General features: G+C 72.2%; 18 protein-coding genes. 8 read left to right on the top strand and 10 right to left on the bottom strand.

Features of this window, described 5'->3' with window-relative positions:
- The first annotated feature begins 67 nt into the window (after positions 1-67).
- Positions 68-1,036 carry a phosphotransferase gene (locus MT346_RS15145; RefSeq protein WP_243563927.1) on the top strand — a complete coding sequence of 323 codons (969 nt, stop codon included), beginning with the start codon at positions 68-70 and terminating at the stop codon, positions 1,034-1,036.
- Positions 1,037-1,224: 188 nt separating this feature from the next.
- On the opposite strand, the gene MT346_RS15150 is transcribed toward MT346_RS15145, so the two are convergent.
- The 3 genes from MT346_RS15150 to MT346_RS15160 form a co-directional block, all read right to left on the bottom strand.
- The gene (locus MT346_RS15150) at positions 1,225-4,317 is read right to left on the bottom strand and encodes a glycoside hydrolase family 38 C-terminal domain-containing protein (protein ID WP_243563928.1); all 3,093 of its coding nucleotides are present in this window, start codon (positions 4,315-4,317) and stop codon (positions 1,225-1,227) included.
- 67 nt (positions 4,318-4,384) lie between these two features.
- Positions 4,385-5,725 (bottom strand): 6-phospho-beta-glucosidase, encoded by a 1,341-nt coding sequence (locus tag MT346_RS15155; protein ID WP_243563929.1) that lies wholly within the window; start codon positions 5,723-5,725, stop codon positions 4,385-4,387.
- Positions 5,722-6,477, bottom strand: a complete 756-nt coding sequence (locus tag MT346_RS15160; protein ID WP_056125804.1) for a DeoR/GlpR family DNA-binding transcription regulator — start codon at positions 6,475-6,477, stop codon at positions 5,722-5,724. Before MT346_RS15160 ends, MT346_RS15155 begins: the two co-directional genes overlap by 4 nt.
- A gap of 116 nt (positions 6,478-6,593) precedes the next feature.
- On the opposite strand from MT346_RS15160, the gene MT346_RS15165 reads away from it, so the two are divergent.
- The 5 genes from MT346_RS15165 (at position 6,594) to MT346_RS15185 (ending at position 13,808) form a co-directional block, all read left to right on the top strand.
- Positions 6,594-7,628, top strand: a complete 1,035-nt coding sequence (locus MT346_RS15165; RefSeq protein ID WP_243563930.1) for a carbohydrate kinase family protein — start codon at positions 6,594-6,596, stop codon at positions 7,626-7,628.
- A gap of 78 nt (positions 7,629-7,706) precedes the next feature.
- Positions 7,707-8,975, top strand: coding sequence for an ABC transporter substrate-binding protein (locus MT346_RS15170; protein ID WP_243563931.1), 1,269 nt, complete (start codon positions 7,707-7,709; stop codon positions 8,973-8,975).
- Complete coding sequence (locus MT346_RS15175; protein WP_243563932.1) at positions 8,972-9,928, top strand: carbohydrate ABC transporter permease; 957 nt, start codon at positions 8,972-8,974, stop codon at positions 9,926-9,928. Before MT346_RS15170 ends, MT346_RS15175 begins: the two co-directional genes overlap by 4 nt.
- Entirely contained in the window at positions 9,925-10,818 is an 894-nt protein-coding gene (locus MT346_RS15180) for a carbohydrate ABC transporter permease (protein ID WP_243563933.1), read from the top strand. Before MT346_RS15175 ends, MT346_RS15180 begins: the two co-directional genes overlap by 4 nt.
- Positions 10,815-13,808 (top strand): glycoside hydrolase family 2 TIM barrel-domain containing protein, encoded by a 2,994-nt coding sequence (locus MT346_RS15185; RefSeq protein WP_243563934.1) that lies wholly within the window; start codon positions 10,815-10,817, stop codon positions 13,806-13,808. Before MT346_RS15180 ends, MT346_RS15185 begins: the two co-directional genes overlap by 4 nt.
- Before the next feature lie 89 nt (positions 13,809-13,897).
- On the opposite strand, the gene MT346_RS15190 is transcribed toward MT346_RS15185, so the two are convergent.
- The 6 genes from MT346_RS15190 to MT346_RS15215 form a co-directional block, all read right to left on the bottom strand.
- A complete protein-coding gene (locus MT346_RS15190; RefSeq protein WP_243563935.1) occupies positions 13,898-14,659 on the bottom strand; it encodes an FAD:protein FMN transferase in 762 nt (253 codons plus the stop codon).
- Positions 14,656-15,189, bottom strand: a complete 534-nt coding sequence (locus MT346_RS15195) for an FMN-binding protein (RefSeq protein WP_243563936.1) — start codon at positions 15,187-15,189, stop codon at positions 14,656-14,658. The genes MT346_RS15190 and MT346_RS15195 overlap by 4 nt, the downstream gene beginning before the upstream one ends.
- The gene (locus MT346_RS15200; protein WP_243563937.1) at positions 15,186-16,628 is read right to left on the bottom strand and encodes a ferric reductase-like transmembrane domain-containing protein; all 1,443 of its coding nucleotides are present in this window, start codon (positions 16,626-16,628) and stop codon (positions 15,186-15,188) included. The genes MT346_RS15195 and MT346_RS15200 overlap by 4 nt, the downstream gene beginning before the upstream one ends.
- A 122-nt stretch (positions 16,629-16,750) precedes the next feature.
- A complete protein-coding gene (locus MT346_RS15205) occupies positions 16,751-18,115 on the bottom strand; it encodes a cell wall metabolism sensor histidine kinase WalK (protein WP_243563938.1) in 1,365 nt (454 codons plus the stop codon).
- On the bottom strand, positions 18,115-18,795 hold the full coding sequence (locus MT346_RS15210) for a response regulator transcription factor (protein ID WP_243563939.1): 681 nt from the start codon (positions 18,793-18,795) through the stop codon (positions 18,115-18,117). Before MT346_RS15210 ends, MT346_RS15205 begins: the two co-directional genes overlap by 1 nt.
- A gap of 195 nt (positions 18,796-18,990) precedes the next feature.
- Entirely contained in the window at positions 18,991-19,761 is a 771-nt protein-coding gene (locus MT346_RS15215; protein ID WP_243563940.1) for an SDR family NAD(P)-dependent oxidoreductase, read from the bottom strand.
- 97 nt (positions 19,762-19,858) lie between these two features.
- Here MT346_RS15215 and MT346_RS15220 point away from each other — a divergent pair, with 97 nt between their 5' ends.
- Positions 19,859-20,446, top strand: coding sequence for a TetR family transcriptional regulator (locus MT346_RS15220; RefSeq protein WP_243563941.1), 588 nt, complete (start codon positions 19,859-19,861; stop codon positions 20,444-20,446).
- A gap of 48 nt (positions 20,447-20,494) precedes the next feature.
- Here MT346_RS15220 and MT346_RS15225 read toward each other — a convergent pair whose 3' ends face one another.
- Entirely contained in the window at positions 20,495-21,034 is a 540-nt protein-coding gene (locus MT346_RS15225) for a TetR/AcrR family transcriptional regulator (RefSeq protein ID WP_243563942.1), read from the bottom strand.
- 84 nt (positions 21,035-21,118) lie between these two features.
- Between MT346_RS15225 and MT346_RS15230 the strand changes: the two genes are divergently transcribed.
- Positions 21,119-21,568 carry a hypothetical protein gene (locus MT346_RS15230; RefSeq protein ID WP_243563943.1) on the top strand — a complete coding sequence of 150 codons (450 nt, stop codon included), beginning with the start codon at positions 21,119-21,121 and terminating at the stop codon, positions 21,566-21,568.
- Positions 21,569-21,576 lie beyond the last annotated feature (8 nt).

The following is a 21,576-nucleotide window of genomic DNA, read 5'->3' on the forward strand; positions in this document are numbered from 1 at the left end:
GCCCGTGGCGGGCCCGCCACGAGCCTCCAGTCCGCCGGGTCCCAGGAACGTGCGCCAGTCTGCCCCCATGGGGATCACGATGCTGTGGGAGACGACCGACGCCGCTCTGGCGCTGCGGGACCGGTTCGGGTTCGCGACCGAGGACGACGCGGCCACGTGGGCGATCGCGACCGTCCGGACGCACTGGGGCGTCGCCGCGACCGCGTGCTCGCGGATCGTGATGAGCGACCGGAACGCGCTGGCGTGGCTCGACACCGACGACGACCCGGTGCTGCTCAAGTGGTGCGTGGAGTCCTCGCGGTTCCCGCGCTTGGCGGCCGCCGCCGACGTGGTCGCGTGGCTCGGCGACCGGGGGCTGCCGGTGTCGGCGCCCGTGCCAGCCCTCGACGGGTCCGTGCAGGTCGAGGTCGACGGGGTGTCCGCCGGGCTGCAGCGGGTCCTGGTCGGCGAGCTGCTGGACGTCGACGACCCGGCCGCCGTGCGGTCGGTGGGTCGGGTGGTGGCGGAGTTGCACGACGCCCTGGTGCCGTACCCGGCAGCGGGCGCCGTCGCCGCCGTCCGGCCGACGCCCGCTCCGCTGACATCGCAGGTGCAGCAGTGGCTCGAGGGCGCACCGGTGCACCTGCCGTCGGACGGGCTCGAGCTGCTCCGGACGCTCCTCGGCGCGCTGCCCGCGGAACCGCTGCCCGTGCAGGTCGTCCACGGCGACGTCCGGTCCGCCAACGTGCTGTGCGCGGACGGCCGGGTCGTCGGGCTGGTCGACTTCGAGGACCTGCGGGTCGACCACCGCGTGGTCGAACTCGCACGGGCGGCCGTGCTGCTCGGGACGCGCTTCCACGACTGGGCGCCGGTCGGGGCGGACGTCCAGGCGGCGTTCCGCCAGGCGTACGAGTCGGTCAGCCCGCTGTCGTCGGTCGAGGCCGCGTGGTGGGACGTCCTGGTGCTGTGGACGTCCCTGGCCTTCGTACCGCCCGGCGACGACCCGACGGGCTGGGGCGCCGCGGCGGCTGAGCAGGTCCGGCGGCTCAGCGGCTGAGGCGATGGCGTGCCGCCGCGCACCGTGCGAGGTTCGCCGTCCGTGCGAGGTTGGTCGCTCGGTGCGAGGGTGTTTCCCCGCACCGAGCCGCCAACCGCGCACCGCGTCGGAACGCCGCACGGTGCTCCCGCGCACCGAACCGTCAACCGCGCACGGCACACCGCGCCGGAACGCCGCACCGTGCTCCGTCAGGCGCGGGGACGCACCCGCAGCGTGACCACCTGGAACGGCCGGAGCCCGAGCGACACCGGGCCGCCCGTCCACGCGAAGTGCCGCGCAGTCAGGGCCGGGTCGGACAGCGGGCGCTCGCGCAGGTCGACCTGTTCGACCGACACCGCGTCGAGTCGCAGGTCGACCTCGGTGTCGGTCCGCGCACCGAGCGCTTCGTACAGCCGGACGACGATGTCGCCCGACCGGTCGTCGGCGAGCTTCACCGACTCCACGCGCACCCCGGGTGACGAGGACACGACCGGCACGTGCAGGTCCTCGGCGGCCGCTGCCCCCGGGAACGCCCGCAGCGGCAGGTTCTGGTCGTACCCGCTCGCGACCGTCGCGGCGATGTCGGCGCCCGGGTGGACCGCGTACGCGAACGTGTGGTGACCCAGGTCCTGCTGGGGGTCGGGCGACTGCGCACCGCGGACCAGGCTCAGGCGGACCTCGGTCTCGACCTCGCCCAGGTCACCGACGCGACGGGTGATGTCGTGCCCGTACGTGCCGGCGTTCGTCACACCGATGCCGTAGCCCGGTTCCTCGACGTGCACCCACCGGTGCGCCATCACCTCGAAGCGGGCGTCGTCCCACGAGGTGTTCGTGTGGGTCGGGCGGCGCAGGTGGCCGAACTGGATCTCGGCGCTGTGGTGCTGCGCGTGCACGACGAACGGCAACGAGGCCTTGAGCAGCTTCTCGCGTTCCTGCCACTCGAGGTCGACGCCGAGGTGCACGCGCACGTCGTCGGCGTGCACGGCGACGGTCTGCACGAGCTCGGACGAGCCGAACGTCCGGTGCACACGAACGACGGCGCGCAGGTCGCCGTCGGTGTCCAGCTCGATGCGGTCCGTGGCGCGGAGTTCGACCACCGAGCGGCGGTAGTGCGCGTCGATGTCCCACGCGTCCCACGCGTTCGGCAGGTCCTCGTGCAGGTGGAGCAGGTTGGCGGATCGCCCCTCGGGGACGAGCTCGCGGTCGGCAGCCAGGTCGCGGATCGAGTCGAGCAGCCCCTCGGTGTCGACGTGCACGCGCACCAGCCCGTTGTCGAGCACGATGCCGTCGTCCTCCTGCACGACCGTGACCGGGTGCTCCGGGGTCACCGCGCGCACCGGGACGACCGCGTGCCCGGGGACCTCGACGACCCCGACGGCCCGTCCGTCGGGGTCGACGAGGAGCTCGCGGCGCGCGTGGTCGGCGGGGTTCGCGACCGCGCCGGCGTCGTCCCCCGTGGCGCCGAGTGCGGCCAGGGCGTCGAGGGCGAGCTGCTCGATCTCGGCGTGGTTGCGGCGGTAGGTCTCCTCGTTCTCCTCGTGCACCCACTGGATCGAGGACCCGGGCAGGATGTCGTGGAACTGCTGGAGCAACGTCGCCTGCCACAGACGGTCGAACGTGTCGTACGGGTAGTCGGCACCACGCAGTGCGGCCGCGGTCCACCACAGCTCGGCCTCGCGCAACAGGTGCTCGGCGCGGCGGTTGCCCCGCTTCTCGCGGGCGTGCGACGTGAAGGTGCCGCGGTGCAGCTCGAGGTACAGCTCGCCGACCCAGACCGGGGCGTCCGGGTACTCCTGGCGGGCTCGGGCGAAGAAGTCGTCCGGGTGCTCCACCTCGACGCGCGGCGAGCCCTCGAGGGACTCCACCCGGCGCTGACGCTCCATCATCTCGCGGATGGGACCGCCGCCGCCGTCGCCGTACCCGAACGGCACCAGGGACGTGGTCGCACCGCCCTTCTCGCGGAACTGCCGCACGGCGTGGTGCAGCTCTTCGCCCTCGAGCGTCGCGTTGTACGTGTCGATCGGCGGGAAGTGGGTGAAGATCCGCGAGCCGTCGATGCCCTCCCACCAGAAGGTGTGGTGCGGGAAGGTGTTCGTCTGGTTCCACGAGAGCTTCTGCGTCAGGAACCAGTCGAGTCCGGCGAGCCTGGCGATCTGCGGGAACGCCGCCGTGTAGCCGAACGAGTCGGGCAGCCAGATGCCGTGGGTCTCGACGTCGAGCTCGTCCGCGAAGAACCGCAAGCCCTGCGTGATCTGCCGGACCATGGCCTCGCCGCCGGGCAGGTTGCCGTCCGGCTCGATCCACTGCGACCCGACGACGATCCACTGACCACGGGCGATGGCGTCCTTGATGCCGGCGAACACCGACGGGTACCGCTCCTTGACCCAGGCGTACTGCTGGGCGCTCGACGCCGCGAACTTCAGGTCCGGGTACTGCTCGGCCAGGGCGAGCACGTTCGAGAACGTCCGGCCGGTCTTGCGCTTGGTCTCACGGATCGGCCAGAGCCAGGCGCTGTCGATGTGCGCGTGCCCGATGCCGCTCAGGCGGTGGGCGGAGCGGTTGGCCGGGCTGGCGAGGGCACCGGCGAGCTCGGCGCGGGCCGCGGCTGCGGTGCCGACGATGTCGTCGAGCGCCAGCACGTCCATCGCACGCTCCAGGTCGCGCAGCACCTCGTGGCGGCGCGGGTCGGTGTCGTGCAGCTCCCGCACCATCTGGAACAGCACCTCGACGTCGAACCGGAGCGCCCAGACCTCGGGCTCGAAGACGGCGAGCTCTGCGGTGCGGAACGTGTAGATCGGTGTCTCGGGCGCGGTCTTCTTCGAGCCGTACTTCGTCGGCACGAACTCGTTGACCAGGATGTCCGGGTTGGCCGCGGCCTCGAGGAAGTAGTGCACCTGCTCGCCGCCCACGGCCTGGTCCGCGATGCGCAGGTAGTGGTTGCGCGGGTGGATGCCGTTGACCGGCGTGCCGTCCGGGGTGTGCAGCAGCCCCTCGGCCTGGTTGCCGGGCCAGTCGCCCTGGAACCCCGGGTCGACGAGCAGCTCGACGGTCCGTCCGGCCCACTCGGTCGGCACGGTGCCGGTGACCTCGAACCACCAGGTCGACCACGCACGGCCCCACGGCTCACCGACCGCGAAGGGGCGGTACTCGGCGGCCAGGGCCTCGGCCGCGGGCACCGGTTCATCGGGCACCTGCCACGCGCGCAGTGCGACGGGCGTGCGGGCCTGGTGGACGGCGGGGACGATCCGTTCGTTCAGGACGCGCTCGATGCGCTCCTCGACGAGCTTCTGGTTCTGGTGCATGGCGGGCTTTCTTCGACGGGGCGGGACGCGCCTCCAGGACGGGATCAGGGCGTCCTGGAGGCGCGGGTCAGGACAGGTACGACAGGTGCGGGAACGACGAGGTCGCGTCGTCGAGCAGCGCCCGGGCGATCCGGACGGAGTCGACGAGCGGGTGGTGTGCGAGCGCCCGCAGCGCGGCCGCACGGGAGCCGTGCAGCGCCGCCTCGATCGTCTGGCGCTCGACGTACTTCACCGCGGTGACGGTGCCGAGCCCGAAGTCGGGCACGCGGGCCCCGGCGATCGGGTGCGCCCCGGACGCGTCGACGGTGCACGGGACCTCGACCACGGCATCGTCGTCGAGCCCGGCGAGCGTGCCCCGGTTCGGCACGTTGAGGATGAGCCGGGCGGGCTGGTCGTACGCGATGCCGCGCATGAGCGACAGCGCGACGTCCTCGTAGCCACCAGAGGTCATGTCCTCGAGGTCGCGCTCCCCCATGCCGACCGAGTCACGGTTCGTCGCCATGTAGGTCGACTCGCGGTCGTGGCGGCACTCCTGCCAGGTGTGGAACGGCTGCGCGCTGTGCGCGGCGTCCGCCCAGAAGCGGTCCTGCTGCTCGACCAGGTAGCGCGCGCGGGTGTGCGGCGCGTACTGGTCGGCCTGCAGCACGTCGCGGCGGTAGGCGTAGTAGTGCAGGTACTCGTTCGGCAGCGCCCCGAGCGCCTGCACCCACTCCGCGCCGAACAGCCGACCCTCTTCGAAGGACTCGATGCGCGCGGGCTCGGCGAGGACCTCGGGCAGCCGGTCGACCCCGTCGACGCGCAGCGCGGTCAGCCAGCCCAGGTGGTTCAGCCCCGCGTACTCCAGCTCGACGTCGGGCCCGTGTTGGATGCCGAGCGTGCCGAGTGCGCGACGTGCCAGGCCGATCGGCGAGTCGCAGATGCCGATCACGCGGTCGCCCAGCACGGTCGACATCGCCTCGGTGACCACACCGGCGGGGTTGGTGAAGTTGATCACCCAGGCGTCCGGCGCCAGACGGCGGATCGTCCGCGCCAGCTCCATCACGATGGGCAGCGTGCGGAGCGCGTAGGAGATCCCGCCGAACCCGACGGTCTCCTGCCCGATGACGCCGTGCGACTGTCCGATGCGCTCGTCGGTGGCACGGCCCTCCATGCCCGCGACGCGGATCGCGGAGAACACGAAGTCGGCACCGGGGAGCGCGGCTTCGACGTCGGTGTGCACGGAGACGGTCGGGGCGTCGGTCACCCCGGTGGCCTGGTCGGCGAGGATGCGCGCCATGGTGCGCAGCCGGTCTGCGTCGACGTCGACCAGGGCGACCTCGGTGACCCGCCCGGGGGCGTGGTCGCGGAGCAGGGCGGAGTACACCAGCGGTGTGCGGAACCCACCACCGCCGATCATGACGAGCTTCACGGGACCAGGACCTCCACGCCGTGCGCGGCGAACGCGGCGGCGACCGGGACCGGCGGTTCGGCGTCGGTGACGACCCGCACGATCGACGACGGCAGGTCGATGCGCGCTGCCCCGGTGCCCGGGAACTTGCTGCTGTCGGCGAGGACGGTGACCTCGTCGCACGCGGTGGCGATCGCCTGCTTGATGGGGACCTGGGCGATCGTGGTGTCGCGCAGGTCGCCGCTCGCCGAGATCCCGCTGACGCCCAGGAAGGCGTGGTCGGCACGGATGAGTCGGAGCGAGTCGGTGGTCAGGGGGCCCGAGACGCAGTGGTACACGGGGTCGTAGTCGCCCGGCAGCAGCACCAGGTGCACGGCAGCGTCGTCCTTGAGCGCCTCGAACACCGCCATGTTGGCCGTGATGACCGTCACGGGGCGTCCGCGCAGCAGCATCGCGAGCTGCAGGACCGTCGTGCCGATGTCGAGCACCACGGTGTGGCCGTCCTCGATCAGGTCGGCCGCCGCGCGGGCGATGCGGACCTTCTCGTCGCGGTGCACGGTCTCGACCTCGGGGAACGGGGCGTCGCCCTCGTGCCCGTCCGCCAGCACGGCGCCACCCCGGGTGCGCCGCAACAGGCCGGCGTCGTCGAGGCGCTGCAGGTCGCGGCGGATCGTCGCGACGCTGGACCCGGTCGCCTCGGCCAGGTCGGTCACCGATGCGGCACGGGCTGCGCGCAGCCGATCGAGGATGGCGAGATCGCGGATGTCCTTCATGTGCCTCAGCTTAGCGATCAAATTCGCTCAAGTTGCAACCATCTTCAACCAAAAATATGCGCGATGCGGATCGATCTGTGTTACAACTTCCTCAGCGCCGACCGATGGAGACCGCGATGCACGACCGAATGCACCCCCGCACCGATGCCGACGTGCTCGATGCCGACGTGCTCCATGCCGACGTTCTCGTAGCCGGCCTGCTGTTCTTCGACGCGGTGTTCGCGGACCTGCACGGCGCACCCGTCCTGGGCGAGGAGCACTGGACGCCGCACTTCGCCTGGACCCCGGGCGGGATAGCCAACTTCGCGATCGCCGCCGCCCGCCTGGGTGCAAGCACCGACGCCTGCGCGGCCGTCGGGGACGACGCCCTGAGCGACCTGTGCCGCGCGTCGCTGGCGGCCGAGGGCATCGGCACCGGGCTCCTGCGCACGATGCCGGGCTGGACCGTCCCCGTCAGCGCGTGCCTGGGGTACGGCGGCGACCGCGCGATCGTCACCGGCGGCACGGCGTCTCCCGTCCCCCTCGGCGACCTGCTCCCCGCCCAGGGCGGGCGCGTCGCGGCACTCCACGTGGACGCGACGACCGCTGACTGGGTACGCACCAGCAGCGACCGCGGCCTGCGCGTGTTCGCCGACGTCGGCTGGGACGCCACCGGCACCTGGGACCCGGCGCTCCTCGACGCGATCGACGGCGCGTACGCGTTCACGCCGAACGACCGCGAGGCGATGGCCTACACCCGCACCGACGACCCGGTCCGTGCCGCACGGGCCCTCGCCGAGCGCGTGCCGCTCAGCGTCGTCACCCGGGGCGCCGAGGGCGTCGTCGCCGTCGACTCGGCCACCGGCGACGAGGTCGTGGCCGCGCCCGTCCGGGTCCGCGCCGTCGACGCGACCGGCGCGGGTGACGTGTTCTGCGCGGCACTCGCCGTGGCGTCGCTCACCGACCTGCCGCTGCGGGAGCGCGTCGACTTCGCCGCGCTCGTCGCGGCGATCACCGTCTCCCGGCCCGGAGGCGCCTCCACCGCCCCCCGGGCCGGTGACCTCGCCCCGTGGCTGGCTGCCAACCCGGCCGCCGCGGATCCGGACCGGTTCGGGTTCCTGGCCACGAGCCTCCCGTCCCTGGCCGCGCCCGTCGCGGACCGGACCCCCTGACCCACCACCTGCTCCACTCCCCGCACCACCGCCCAGCACCACTCCCGAGCCCCACTTCCCGAACCCAGGAGACACCCCATGCGCACCTCCACGACGCGTCGCCGCACCGCCGCGGTCCTCGCCACCGCGGTCGCCGCGGCCATCGTCCTCACCGGCTGCTCCGCCGGCTCGTCGGCCTCGTCCGGCAAGCTCACCACCTGGCTGTGGCCGGGCGCCGTCGGCGACTCCGTGGTCTCGAGCACCAAGAAGGAGTTCAGCTCCGACAAGCTGCAGGTCAGCGTCATCGGTGGTGACTTCAAGCAGAAGCTCGTCACGACCTTCACGGGCAAGAGCAACATCCCGTCGATCACCGGCGTCAAGGGCGAGGACATGCCCTACTTCCTGCAGCAGTCGAGCCTGTTCACCGACCTGAAGGACCTGGTGCCGGCGTCGTACCTCGCGCAGTTCCCGAAGTGGAAGCTCGCCGAGGCCACCACCGCCGACGGCAAGCTCATCGGGCTGCCCACGGACATCGGCCCCTCGGCGCTGTTCTACCGGCAGGACGTCCTGGCGAAGGCGGGGCTGCCCTCCGAGCCCGCAGCCGTCGCGGACGCCACCAGCACCTGGGACAAGTACTTCGCCTTCGGCAAGCAGCTCAAGGAGAAGACGGGCGCGTCGCTCGAGGTGTCGATGAGCGACGTCTTCAGCTGGTCGATGGCGCAGGCCGACTCCGGCTTCGTGAACAAGTCGGGGAAGTTCACCGGCGACAGCGACACGGTCAAGCAGGCCTGGGACCGCGCGGTCACCGCCGAGAAGGACGGCATCGTCGCCGGCATCGAGGACGGCAGCCCGGACTGGGCCTCCGCCGTCAACAAGGGCACGCTGCCGACCGTGCTCGGCGCCGCCTGGCACGCCGGTGACATCAAGAGCGCCGCGCCGGACACCTCGGGCAAGTGGCGTGTGACGGAGACACCGGGCGGCCCCGGCAACGTCGGTGGGTCGTTCCTGACGATCCCCTCGGCCACGTCGGACAAGAAGGCCGCGGTCAAGGTCATCGAGGCGCTCATCGCCCCGTCGGCGCAGGCGACGACCTACAGCCAGGTCGGCAACTTCCCGTCCTCGTCCAAGGCGCTCGACGAGTCGGCGCTGACCAAGGGCGACACGTTCTTCGGCGGCCAGGACACCGCCTCGGTGTTCCAGAAGTCGATCGAGTCGATGCCGACGAAGTACACCAGCCCCTACGACGCCCAGGTCTCGGCACCGTTCTTCACCCAGCTGACGAACATCCAGTCCCAGGGCAAGGACCCGGACCAGGCCTGGAACGACGCCGTCAAGGCCGCGAAGTCGGCGCTGGAGTCCGCCAAGTGACGACGTCCGTCGCACCGTCGCTGGCGGGGCCGGGTCCGAGCACCCGGCCCCGCCGGCGGGGCATCCGCCGCACCTGGCCGATGTACCTCGCCGTCGCACCGTTCTTCATCCTGTTCCTGGTCTTCGGGCTGTACCCGACGATGTACTCGCTCGTGCTGTCGTTCCAGGACTGGAACGGCCTGGGCGACCCGACCTGGGTGGGCCTGTCGAACTTCCAGAAGCTCTTCGCCGACCCGACGTTCTACCTGTCGATCCGCAACACCTTCGTCATCTTCGCGCTGTCGACGTTCCCGATGCTCGTCATCGCGATCGTGGTCGCGGCGATGCTCAACAGCGCCGTCCGCTACAGCACGGCGCTCCGCATCGCCTACTTCATCCCGAACATCACGTCGGTCGTCGCCATGGCGGTGCTGTTCGGCTCGATCTTCGGGCAGAACTTCGGCCTGGCGAACACCCTGCTGCACGCCGTCGGCCTGCCCGCGGTGCCGTGGCTCAGCACGCCGTTCGGCATCCAGGTCACCGTGTCCCTGCTCATCACCTACCAGTGGACGGGCTACAACGCGATCATCTTCCTGGCCGGCATGCAGTCCATCGGCGGCGAGGTGTACGAGGCCGCCAAGATCGACGGCGCCGGCCCCTTCCGCAGCTTCTTCTCGATCACCCTGCCGCTGCTGCGCCCCACGGTCATCTTCGTGCTGGTCGTCAGCACGATCACGGGCCTGCAGAGCTTCACCGAGGCCCAGGTCCTGACGACGACCGCCGGGTCGACGAACAGCGGTGGAGCCGGGCAGGGCGGCCTGACCATGGTCCTGTACTTCTACCAGCAGGCCTTCGGCTTCAACCGCTTCGGGTACGGCGCCGCGATCGCGTGGGGCGTGTTCCTGATCGTCGTCGTGTTCACGATCATCAGCTGGCGCTTCACCGCCGGCCGCAAGGAAGAGGCACAGTCGTGAGCGTCCTGACCCAGCGTCCCGCGGCGACGCAGACCGAACCGCGTTCGCCCCTGACACGCCGCCGCCACCGCCGGCCGTCCACGTCCCGCGTGGTGCTCTACACGCTGCTCACGCTGGGTGCGGTGGTGTCGATCTTCCCGCTGTACTGGCTGTTCGTGATGGCGAGCAACACCACGAGCGACATCTACAAGTCGCCGCCGGTGTTCGTCCCCGGCCCCTGGCTGTTCCAGAACATCGGCGAGGTCTTCGACAAGATCGACTTCGGCGGCGCGCTGCTCAACACCGTGATCGTGTCGGTGAGCGTCACCGCGCTCGTGCTGTTCTTCGACTCGCTCGCCGCGTTCACGTTCGCCAAGTTCGACTTCCCGCTGCGCAAGACCCTGTTCACCGTGGTGCTCGTCACGTTCATGCTGCCGATGCAGCTGTCCGTGATCCCGCAGTTCATCACCATGACGAACCTGGGTTGGGTCGGGCACCTGCAGGCGCTCATCGTGCCGGCGGCAGCGAACGCGTTCGGCATCTTCTGGCTGCGGCAGTACATCCTGTCGAGCGTGCCGGACGAGCTGATGGACGCCGCGGTGATCGACGGCGCCGGGTTCTTCCGGCAGTGGTGGACCGTGTGCCTGCCGCTCATCCGTCCGGGCCTGGGGTTCCTCGGGATCTTCACGTTCATCGGCTCGTGGAACGACTACCTGTGGCCGCTCATCGTGCTGAACGACCCGAACCACCTGACGCTGCAGGTCGCGATGGCGCAGCTCAACACCACGTTCGCGAACAACTACAGCATGGTGATGGCCGGCGCGCTGCTGTCCGTCCTGCCGCTGCTGGTCGTGTTCCTGATCGGTGCCCGTCAGTTCATCGGGGACATCGCCAAGGGCGCCATCAAGTGAGCGCACCGCACGCCGTCCGGCCCCTCGGGACCACGACGCCCGGTTCGGACTCGCGCCTGCCACCGCGCGCACGGGTCCGGTCGGACGCCCGGGCGATCTCGCTCGACGGCGTGTGGCGGTTCCGGCTCACCGACCACGCCCCGAGCGACGAGGTCGACGGCGTGCCGCCCTTCGCCGCCCCGCCGTTCGCCGCGCCGTTGTTCGCCGCACAGGCACCCGACGGTGACGACTGGCACGACCTGGTCGTCCCGTCCCACTGGCCCCTGCACGGTCACGGGTCGCCCTGGTACACGAACATCCGCTACCCGTTCCCGGTGGACCCACCGCACGTCCCCGACCGCAACCCGACCGGCGACCACGTCCGCACGGTCGAACTCCCCGCGGACTGGCCCGCCACGGGCCGCACCGTCCTGCGGCTCGACGGCGCCGAGTCCCTGGCCCGCGTGTGGGTCAACGGCACACCGGTGGGCTGGTCCACCGGCAGCCGGCTGGCCGTCGAGTACGACGTCACCGACGTGCTGCGCGCGAGCACCAACACGGTCGCGCTCCGCGTGCACCAGTGGTCACCGGGCAGCTACCTCGAGGACCAGGACCAGTGGTGGCTCCCCGGCGTGTTCCGCTCGGTGACGCTCGAACACCGCCCCACCGACGGGATCGACGACGTGTTCGTCACCGCTGACCGCGACCCCGTCACGGGGCTCGGCAGCCTGCGCATCGAGACGGTCACCACCACCAGGGCGGTCACCGTCCGCCTGGCCGAGGCCGGACTGGAGGCCCGGGTCGACCCCGCAGCGCCCGTCACCCTGGACGTCGGTCCCGTGGACGCCTGGTCCGCCGAACAGCCCCGGTTGTACGACCTCGTCGTGGCGACCGACCACGAACAGGTCCGCCTGCGCGTCGGGTTCCGCCGCGTCGAGGTCGTCGGGGACCGGCTGCTGGCCAACGGCGCGCCGCTGGTGTTCCACGGGGTGAACCGGCACGAGACCCATCCCGACCTGGGGCGCGTCTTCGACGAGGACACCGTGCGCGCCGACCTCGCGCTCATGAAGCGCCACAACGTGCAGGCGATCCGCACGGCGCACCAGCCGCCGCACCCGCGGTTCCTCGAGCTCGCCGACGAACTGGGCTTCTGGGTCGTGCTGGAGTGCGACCTCGAGACGCACGGCTTCTGGGAGGTCGACTGGGTCGGCAACCCCTCGGACGACCCCGCGTGGCGTGACGCGTACCTGGACCGGGTCCGACGCACCGTCGAGCGCGACAAGAACCACGCCTCGGTCGTGATGTGGTCGCTCGGCAACGAGTCCGGTACGGGACGCAACCTGGCGGCGATGGCGGACTGGATCCGGCAGCGCGACCCCTCGCGGCCCATCCACTACGAGGGCGACGTCGACGGGGCGTACACGGACGTGTACTCGCGGATGTACCCGACGCTCGAGGAGATCGACTCGGTGTGCGGCACGGTCACGATGTCGGTGCACGAGACCACCGGACCCGCAGCCGGCGCCCGGCAGCGCGCGAAGCCGTTCCTGCTGTGCGAGTACGGCCACGCGATGGGCAACGGCCCGGGCATGCTCGCCGAGTACCAGGAGCGCTTCGAGCGGTGGCCGTCGCTGCACGGTGGCTTCGTGTGGGAGTGGCGGGACCACGGACTCCGCACCCGCACGCCCGACGGCACCGCGTACTTCGGGTACGGCGGCGACTTCGGCGAGCCCGTGCACGACGGCGTCTTCGTGATGGACGGGCTGGTGCTGTCGGACGGCACACCCACGCCCGCACTGGCAGACCTGGCAGCGCTCTGGGCGCCGGTGCGGTTCATCCGGACCGGGTCGTCGCTGACGGTCCGGAACCTGCGCGCGCACGCCGACACGGCGGACCTGGCCGTGTCGTGGGAGCTGCGCGTCGACGGACGCACCGTCGACCACGGGGCGCTGGAGGTGCCTCCCGTCCGACCGGGCGCCGAGGTGACGGTCGCGCTGCCGAGCGAGGCGATCGCCGCACGGCGAGGGCACCGTGCACACCTGACGTTCTGCGCGGACCTGCGTGCGGACGCCGCCTGGGCCGACGCGGGACACACCGTCGCGAGCACGCAGGTCGCCGTGGACGTGGTCCGGACGGACGCCGTGCGGCCGGCCCGGACCACGCTGTCGGCAGCGGCGGTGTTCGCGGACGACGGCAGCCTGCGGTCGTGGCGCGGCACCGAGGTCGCGGAACTCCACGCGGAACTCTGGCGCGCCCCGACCGAGAACGACCGGGCCGCCGGTCAGGGGTCGTACGAGACGGTGCTGCCGGAGCTGACGTCCGGTCGTGGTGACGAGTCGGTCCCGCCGTCTGCCGACCGGTGGCGGGAGCGTGGGCTGGACCGACTGACCCACCGGGTGCTGTCCGTCGCGTCCGGAGCCGAGGGCCTGGTGCAACGGGTCCGGTCGATGCCCGCCGGGTCGTCGCTCGGCGTCGAGTCCACCTTCCACTGGACCGGCGCGGACGACGGCCTGCGGCTGCGGTGGACCGCGGTGCCGATCGGTCCGTGGGACTGCACCTGGCCCCGCATCGGCCTGCACCTGGAGCTGCCCGGCGATCTGACCGCGGACGCCGCGTGGTGGGGCACCGGACCACACGAGTCCTACGCCGACGCGCGCAACGGCGTGCAGGTCGGACGGTACAGCGCGCCGCTCGACGACCTGGGCATCCGGTACGCGCGACCGCAGGAGACCGGACACCGGCCGGGGATGCACGAGCTGGTCCTCGGACCGCTCGCCGTCACCGCGGCCGAGGGGCACGGCGCCACGCTGCCCGGGTTCCAGGTCGCCCGGCACAGCGCGCAGCAGCGGAGCGCGGTCGACCACGCGCACGAGCTGCCGGTGTCCGACCGCCTGCACCTGTACCTGGACGCCGCGCAGCACGGGCTCGGGTCACGGGCCTGCGGGCCCGACGTGCTCCCCCGGTACGCCCTCTGGCCACGGCAGGTGACGCTCGACCTCACCTTCCGCTGACCGGCGCCCGGCGCGGCGCGGCGCGGGTGCGAGGGCGGACGGTGCGGTGTTGGTTGCTCGGTGCGAGGTCGGTTCCCCGCACCAGGCGGTCAACCGCGCACCGGGCACGAACCGCGCACGGTGCTCGGGGCCGTCAACGCCTCGGTCGCGCGGCCCGGCGTCGCCCACACCCGGCCGTCGGCACCGAAGGCGATGACGTCGACGTCCTCGTCCGCCGTGAACCCGGCCAGGTCGGTCTCGTCACCGGCGACGATCGCGGTGGCGAGCACGTCGGCCGTGACGATGTCGTCGGCGACCACGGTGGCCTGCGCGAACGTGGGCGCGGCACGGCTCCAGATGTGCTCGCCGCGCTCGGCCGTACCGGACGTGGCCACCGCGCGGCGGGGTGCGGCGAGCGGGACGACCGCGACCACCCGCTGTCGGTCGGCCGGGTCGACGATCCCGACGCTCCACGGCTGGTCCTCGTGCTGCCCGCGGACCAGCACGTCGCCACCGACGCCGAGCATCCAGTCGTGTCCCTGGGCGTCGAGCACGGTGCCGGCGTCGCGGATGGCCATCGCCTTGACGACCCCGGACAGGTCCACGACACCGTCCGAGCGGTGCGGGGTGAACGCCCCGTGGGTCCGGTCGCGCCACTCGAGTGCGAGCGCGTACGTCGCACGGACCTGGTCCGGGGTGTCGCGCAGGCGGAGCGCACCGTCGGCCACACGGCTCAGCACGGAGCTGGGGTCGTACAGGCTGTACCGGTGGTCGTACCCGGCGAACACGCTGCGGACCTCGGCCGCGGTGGCGTCGTCGGCACCGCGCAGGCTCACCACGGTGCCCATCGTCGGGAACGTCCGGACGCTCACAGTCCCGCCTGGTCGATCGCGGACTGCAGCGAGGTGACGTACCCGTCGCTGGTGTAGGTCGCGCCGCTCACCGCCTGGATCTTCGCGGTCTGGGCCTGCAGCGCCTCCTGTCGAAGGATCGGTGCGGCCTGCTGACTGATCGCGACCGAGCGGCCGCCGTCGTTCGTCAGCTGCAGCGCCGTCACCTCGGTGATCTTCCCCCCGGCCACGGTGATCTGCACCTGGACCGGGCCGTACCGGGTCTGGGCGGTCGTGCCGGTGAACGTGCCGGACGCGCTCGACGACCCGGACGAGGTGCCGCCGCTCGACGTGCCCCCGCTCGAGGTGCCCCCGGACGTGCCGCTGCCGGACGAGGTCCCGCCGCTCGACGTGCCGCTGCCCGACGCGCTGCTGCCGTTCGACGTACTGCTGCCGCTCGACGTGCTGGGCTGGACCGGGGTCGTGACCGCCGGCTGGGCGCCGAGCTGCCAGCCGATGACCAGGACCGCTGCGGACGAGACGATCCCGCCGGCCACCATGCGGGCCCTCACGACGCGAACCGTTCCTGGTGGATCTGGTGTTCGGGGACGCCGGCGAGCCGGGCCTCACGGACGACCAGGTCCGCCCACGCCTGCGGGCCGCACACGTACAGGTCGGACTCGAGCAGCCGCGGGAACACCGAGCGCAGCGTCACCCCGCGTCGGACGTCGTCCTCGGTCATCCAGCTCTCGCGTGACCGGGCACGCGGTCCGACCATCGTGTAACAGGCGCTGCCGGTCGAGGCGGCCAAGGCAGCGGTCTCGTGCCACAGGTACTGCTGGTCGGTGTCCGTGCCGCGCAGCAGGACCGTGGCCTCGCCGGGTCGCAGGTCGGTGTCCTCGAGCAGCGCGCGGACCGGGGTGATGCCGATCCCCGATGCCACCAGCGCCAGGAAGGGCGCCGTCCGGGCTCGCGTGGTGAACAGGCCGTAGGGACCCTCGAGCGAGACGACCGCGCCGGGGGTGATGCGGCCGAGCCGGGCCGACCCGGCGCCGAGGTCGCGCACGGTGATCCGCGCTGCGCGGGCACCGGGGACGGCGGAGAACGAGACCGGGTGGGCGTGCCACCAGGTCCGGGCGGTCCAGAAGCGCCAGACGCCGTACTGCCCGCCGCGCACGCCCAGTCGGTCGAGGTCGCGTCCGGTCAGGTGGATCGACACCACGCCGGGCGCGATCGGCTCCACCGCGACGACACGGATGCGGTGGCGCAGGGACACCACGACGGGCATCAGGAAGCGGTACACGACGATGAGTCCGAGCGCGATCACGTACAGCGCGATCCAGTACACGCGCTGCCAGGTGCCGTTCGCCAGGACGCTCCCGACGCTGAGCATGTGCGGCAGCGCCACCAGGACCGCGGCGTAGCTGAGCAGGTGGATGGCGTGCCATGCCTCGTACGGCAGTCGGCGACGGACGGCGACGAGCGACGTCGCGACGACGGCGACGAACAGGCCGAGGCCCAGGTACGCCAGCGGCATGTCCGGGGTGGAGAACAGGGCGATCGTCTCGGCGATCGGGTTGGTCCGGTCGGCCGCGCCGTAGCCCAGCGTGAGCAGCAGGCCGTGTGCCAGCAGCAGGTACAGCACGGGCTTGCCGAGCGACCGGTGCACGGCGATCGCGGTGTCCTGTCCGAACGTGCGGTCGATGAGCGGGACCCGGGCGGCCAGCACGAGCATCACCAGGACCAGGTCGGTCGCGATCAGCCCCGCGACGATGCCCGCGTCGGTCAGCCAGCCGCTGATGCCCGACACCGTGTGCGACCCGGGCGAGGCCAGCCAGAGCGCGACCGCGGCAGCAGCCGACGCCCAGGCCAGGACGCCGAGCAGGTCGCCGGCGGCCGTGCGACGACGGCTGGCTCGACGGCGGCGCCGAGCAGCGACGTCGAGCGGCTCGGCAGCGGGTGGGACCGCGTGTCGGACGGCGGTGCGGGTGGGGCGAGCGGTGTCGATCATCGTCGCGCTCCTGTTCAGCAGGGGATCGGGTGACACACAGCCTGAGGAAGACTCCTATGCGTCGACCGGGAACGGACGGTGTGCATCGTTCGAGACCTCGAACGATGCGCCACTGCGAGCGGTCAGGCGGTGGGCAGCCGCACGACGGCGACCGCGCCCCCGCCGGGTGCGTTGCCGAGCGTCGCGGTCCCGCCGGCCCGCTCGGCGACCGCGCGGACGAGCGCGAGCCCGAGCCCGCTGCCGCCGAGCCGGGAGCGCCGGGCCTCGTCCGCACGGGTGAACCGGTCGAACGCGCGCGGCAGGAAGTCGGTGGGGACGCCGGGACCGTCGTCGGTGACCCGCAGGACCAGGCCGAGCCGGTCCTCCTGGCCGAGCGCCACCCGCACCACGCCACCCGCACTGCCGGCGGCGACCGCGTTCGCGACCAGGTTGTCGACGACGCGGGCGAAGGCCGCGGTGCTGATCGCGTACTGCGTGTCGTCGTCGGGCACGTCGACGTCGAAGTCGATGTCGCGGTCCTCGACCCCGCCGAGCGCGCGGGCGCGGTCCACGCTGCCCATCAGCTCCGTCACCAGGTCGCGGGCGGGCGTGGTCGGCTGCGGTCCGCCCTCGTCCAGCCGGCTGAGCTCGAGCAGCGTGTTCGCCAGTGCGACGAGCCGGCCCGCGTCGACCTCGGCAGCGCTGAGTTCGCGTTCGAGTGCCTCGGCGTCGCCGGACTCACGGTGCGCCAGCTCCAGCCGCGCGGTCAGCGCAGCCAGCGGGGTCCGCAGTTCGTGGCTGGCGTCCGAGACCATCTGTCGCTCGCGCGCGGCGTCCGCGCGCTGGCGGTCGATGAACGCGTTGAGGGTCCGCGCCAGGTGGTCGAGCTCGTCGGCCGACGTGCCGACGGGCAGGTGTCCGCCGCTGCGGCCGGCGCTGATGTCCTCGGCGGTGCGTCGCAGCCGGGCGACGGGACGCAGCGCCAGCGTGGAGAGCAGCCAGGCCGTGCCCGCGAACGCCGCGACGGCGAACAGCACGCCGACCACCAGGGACCGGTCGACGCGTTCCAGGGTCTCCTGCCCGGCGCGGCCGTCGTGGGCGGCCCAGACGACGAAGCGCCCACGGTCGTTGACGACCGGGGTGCCGACGACCGTGACGGCCCGACGGTCGGTGTGCAGGCGCAGGGTGACGTCGTCGCCCGGCACCGTCGTGGGCAGCACCCGGCGGACGTCTTCCGGCAGGGCGTCGACGACCCAGCTTCCGTCGGCACGCCGGATGCCGACCAGGACGTCCTCGGCCGGACGGTCAGGCGGTTCATCCGGGTTGTTGCGCAGGTCGGAGACGAACGGTGCGGCGTCGCCTGCGGCCAGGGACCGGTCCGTCGCGAGCGTCGCCTGACGGATCTGCAGGTGCAGCACGCCGGCCACCCCGACCAGCACGACCGCGCCGATGAGCAGGCTGCCGAGCGTGATCCGCGCGCGGATGGACAGGCGCCCCAGGAGCCGCATCACGCGGAGCCGACCTCGAGCGCGTAGCCGACACCGCGCACGGTGCGGATCGACACGTCTGCGCCAGAGGCGGAGAGCTTCTTCCGAACGTAGCTGACGTACTGGTCGACGATCGTGGGGTCGAAGTGCTCGGCACTCCCCCAGACCTCCTGCAGCACCTCGGCCCGCGACCGCGTCGCCGGGCTGCCCTGGATCAGGAAGCGCAGCAGCGAGAACTCCTTGACGCTGAGCGGCAGGTCACGTCCGTCGACCGAGGCGCGCACGGCGACCACGTCCAGCCGGACCCGTCCCGCCGTCACGACCGTCGCGGTGCCCGCCGCACGACGCCGCAACTGGGCGCGGATCCGGGCGTTGAGCTCGGCGATCGCGAAGGGCTTGGTCAGGTAGTCGTCGGCGCCGGAGTCGAGCCCGAACACCCGGTCGTCGACCGCGTCGCGCGCGGTGACCAGGATCACGGGCAGGTCCTGCCCCATCTCGCGCAGCCGTCGGCACACCTCGAACCCGGTCATCTCGGGCAGCATCACGTCGATGGCGGCGGCATCGAAGACGTGCTCGCGGGCGAGCACCAGCGCCGCGACGCCGTCGGTGGCGACCGTCACGGTGTGGCCCTCGCTCGTCAGGCCACGCTCGACGAGCGCGCCCATCGCGGGGTCGTCCTCGACGACCAGGATCGCTGCCATGTCCCCAGCCAACCAGCATCCGGGCCGGGGTTCGTGTGAGGTCTCGAACGACGCGCTCCCGGTCCGGTCGGTGCGCGGTTGGCAGGTCGGTGCGAGGGTGTTTCCCCGCACAGAGCCGTCAACCGCGCACCGAGTGGGAACTGCGCACGGTGCTGCCGCGCACCGTGCTCAGACTGGAGGCGCGGCTCGCCCCCGTCAGACCACCGACCATCCGCCGTCGCTCGGCAGCACCGCCCCGTTGACGTTGGCGGAGTCGTCGCTCAGCAGCCAGGTGATCGCCGCCGCCAGCTGCTCGGGCTGGGCGATCGGCGGGACAACGGTCTGCATCAGCGGTCCGACGCGTCCGGCCGCGTACTCGCTGCGCATCGGCGCCTCGATGTTCGTCGCGACCGCCCCCGGTGCGACGGCGTTCGCGCGGATGCCCTGCGGCCCGTGGAAGAACGCGACGCTCTTGGTGAAGCCGGCGATCGCGTGCTTCGACGCCGTGTACGCCGCACCGGCCGCCGACCCACGCAGCGCTGCCTCGGACGCGACGTTGACGACCGCGCCCTGCCCGGCGCGGATCATGCCCGGCAGGACCGCGCGGGTCAGACGCATCGGCCCGGTGACGTTGACGCTGAACACGCGGTCCCACGTGGCGTCGTCGACCTCGCTCGGGGGCAGGAAGGCGTCCATGATGCCCGCGATGTTCGCCAGGCCGTCGACGCGGTCGCCCGCCGCGGCGAGCAACGCGTCGATGGTGTCGGCAGCGGCGACGTCGCCGGCGACGGTCTCGACGGCGAGCCCCGCGGTGTCGACCAGTTCGGCACGCAGCGCATCGAGCCGTTCGACGACGACGTCGGTCGCGATGACCCGGCCGCCCTCGTGTGCGATCCGGGTCGCCGTGGCGCGCCCGATGCCGGATCCCGCTCCGGTGACGATGATGGTCCTGCCGGTGAACCGTCCGGTGGTGGTGGTGTCGGTCATGGTGCCTCCTCGATGTGCGACGCGGACTGCGTCGAACGAGATGTGCGACGCGGACTGCGTCGCGACCAGTTGTAGCACTCAGTGCCGAAAGGGAGCGATGAACCCGACGAACGACCGTCCCACGGGCCGTCCGCGCACGATCGACCCCGACGCCGTGTCACTCATCGCGCTCCGGCTCTTCGACGACGACGGGTTCGACGCGGTGTCGATGGACGACGTCGCCGCTGCCGCCGGGATCAGCCGTCGGTCACTGTTCCGCTTGTTCCCGAGCAAGGCCGCGTTGGTGTGGGGCGGATTGGACGAGTTCGCCGCGCGCTTCACCGACTCCCTGCAGCACCGCCCCGCTGCCGAGTCCTCGGGGGTCGCACTGCGCGCCGCGTACCTGGTCGCCGCATCGTTCGACGACGACGCCCTCGAGGTCACGCGGCACCGCCTGCGCGTCATCCGCGCGAACCCATCCCTGGAACGCGGTGGCGAGGCGACGGTGACGTCCCTGACGGACACGATCGTGCGGTTCGTCGCCGAACGCGAAGGTCGACCGACCGACGACCTGGCCGTCACCGTCCGCGCGCATGCCGTCGCCGCTGCGGCCAGTGCCGCGCTGACGTGGTGGGCACTGCACGACGACGGCAGTCGACCGGCGCAGGCCATGGAGCGCGCGTTCGACGTCCTCGCGATCGGCTGAGACGACACGGCCGCGATGCACACGGGGCGGCGCTGCGCCGGGACCGCGTCAGTCGCTGAACAGCAGCGGGCCGATGCGCCGCACGAGTGCGCGGGGGTCGACGTCCGGGTGGGAGCGGTCGAGCGCGCCCGCCTGGTGGAGCGCGACCAGACCGTGCACGAGTGCGAAGGCCGCCAGCGGCGCATCGGGGTCGTCGTGGCCGTGCGCGGCGATCCGGCCGACCAGCACGTCGTTGCTCGCCGCGCGTGCGGCCTGCAGCTCCGGGTCCTCGGGGTCGACCGCGTCCGCGTCGAACATGACCGCGTAGTGACCGGCACCGACCCCTGTGCCGAACGCGACGTACGCGTCCGCCATGTCGAGCAGCGTCGGCGCCGACCCGAGCGCAACCGCCAGTTGCCGGAACCCCTCGGCCGCGACGGCGGTCAACAGGCCGCGGCGGTCACCGAAGTGGTGCGTCGGCGCCGAGTGGGACACCCCTGCCGAGCGGGCGAGCCCACGGAGTGTCACCGCGGCGACGCCCTGGTGCGCGATCGTGTCGGCCGCCGCGGCGACCAGGACCGCCCGCAGGTCGCCGTGGTGGTAGGACACGCAGTCACCCTAGTCGCGATCTGGACGTTGACAAGATGACGGTCGGTCCGTCACCATCTTGACAATGTCCAGATTGGAGATCGCGTGCTTCCGTTCATCGTCCTGCTGGTGACGTCCGCCGCTGCGTGGCTCGTCGGTCGCGTTGCGCCGTTCACCGCGACCGTTCCGGCCGCCGTGGCCGTCGGGCTCGCCGCGATGTTCCTGCTGACGGCCAGCGCACACTTCGTGCAGCCCCGGCGCGACGGCCTGGTCGCGATCGTCCCGCGCGCGCTGCCGAACGCCGCAGCACTCGTGACGGTGAGTGGACTCGCCGAGGTCGTCGGAGCGATCAGCCTGCTGCTCCCCGCCACCCGGTCGCTGGCAGCGGTCGCACTCGCGGTGCTGCTGGTCGTGGTGTTCCCCGCCAACGTCCGCGCCGCCGGGACACGTCGGCACCCGGCCTCGCCCACGACGCCGCTGCCGCTCCGGACCGTGTTGCAGGTCGTGTTCACGGGCGCATGTCTGCTCGTCGCGATCGGTTCCGCCGGCGGCTGAGGCGCGCG

Origin of the sequence: Curtobacterium sp. VKM Ac-2922, assembly GCF_022815645.1 — a bacterium.
In the GTDB taxonomy this organism is placed as follows: Bacteria; Actinomycetota; Actinomycetes; order Actinomycetales; family Microbacteriaceae; genus Curtobacterium.

Excerpts from the sequence above, each read along its gene's own strand:
- MT346_RS15145 (WP_243563927.1), top strand. The coding sequence starts at position 68 with ATGGGGATCACGATGCTGTGGGAGACGACCGACGCCGCTCTGGCGCTG.
- MT346_RS15150 (WP_243563928.1), bottom strand. The coding sequence starts at position 4,317 with ATGCACCAGAACCAGAAGCTCGTCGAGGAGCGCATCGAGCGCGTCCTG.
- MT346_RS15160 (WP_056125804.1), bottom strand. The coding sequence starts at position 6,477 with ATGAAGGACATCCGCGATCTCGCCATCCTCGATCGGCTGCGCGCAGCC.
- MT346_RS15165 (WP_243563930.1), top strand. The coding sequence starts at position 6,594 with ATGCACGACCGAATGCACCCCCGCACCGATGCCGACGTGCTCGATGCC.
- MT346_RS15170 (WP_243563931.1), top strand. The coding sequence starts at position 7,707 with ATGCGCACCTCCACGACGCGTCGCCGCACCGCCGCGGTCCTCGCCACC.
- MT346_RS15200 (WP_243563937.1), bottom strand. The coding sequence starts at position 16,628 with ATGATCGACACCGCTCGCCCCACCCGCACCGCCGTCCGACACGCGGTC.
- MT346_RS15205 (WP_243563938.1), bottom strand. The coding sequence starts at position 18,115 with ATGCGGCTCCTGGGGCGCCTGTCCATCCGCGCGCGGATCACGCTCGGC.
- MT346_RS15210 (WP_243563939.1), bottom strand. The coding sequence starts at position 18,795 with ATGGCAGCGATCCTGGTCGTCGAGGACGACCCCGCGATGGGCGCGCTC.
- MT346_RS15215 (WP_243563940.1), bottom strand. The coding sequence starts at position 19,761 with ATGACCGACACCACCACCACCGGACGGTTCACCGGCAGGACCATCATC.
- MT346_RS15220 (WP_243563941.1), top strand. The coding sequence starts at position 19,859 with ATGAACCCGACGAACGACCGTCCCACGGGCCGTCCGCGCACGATCGAC.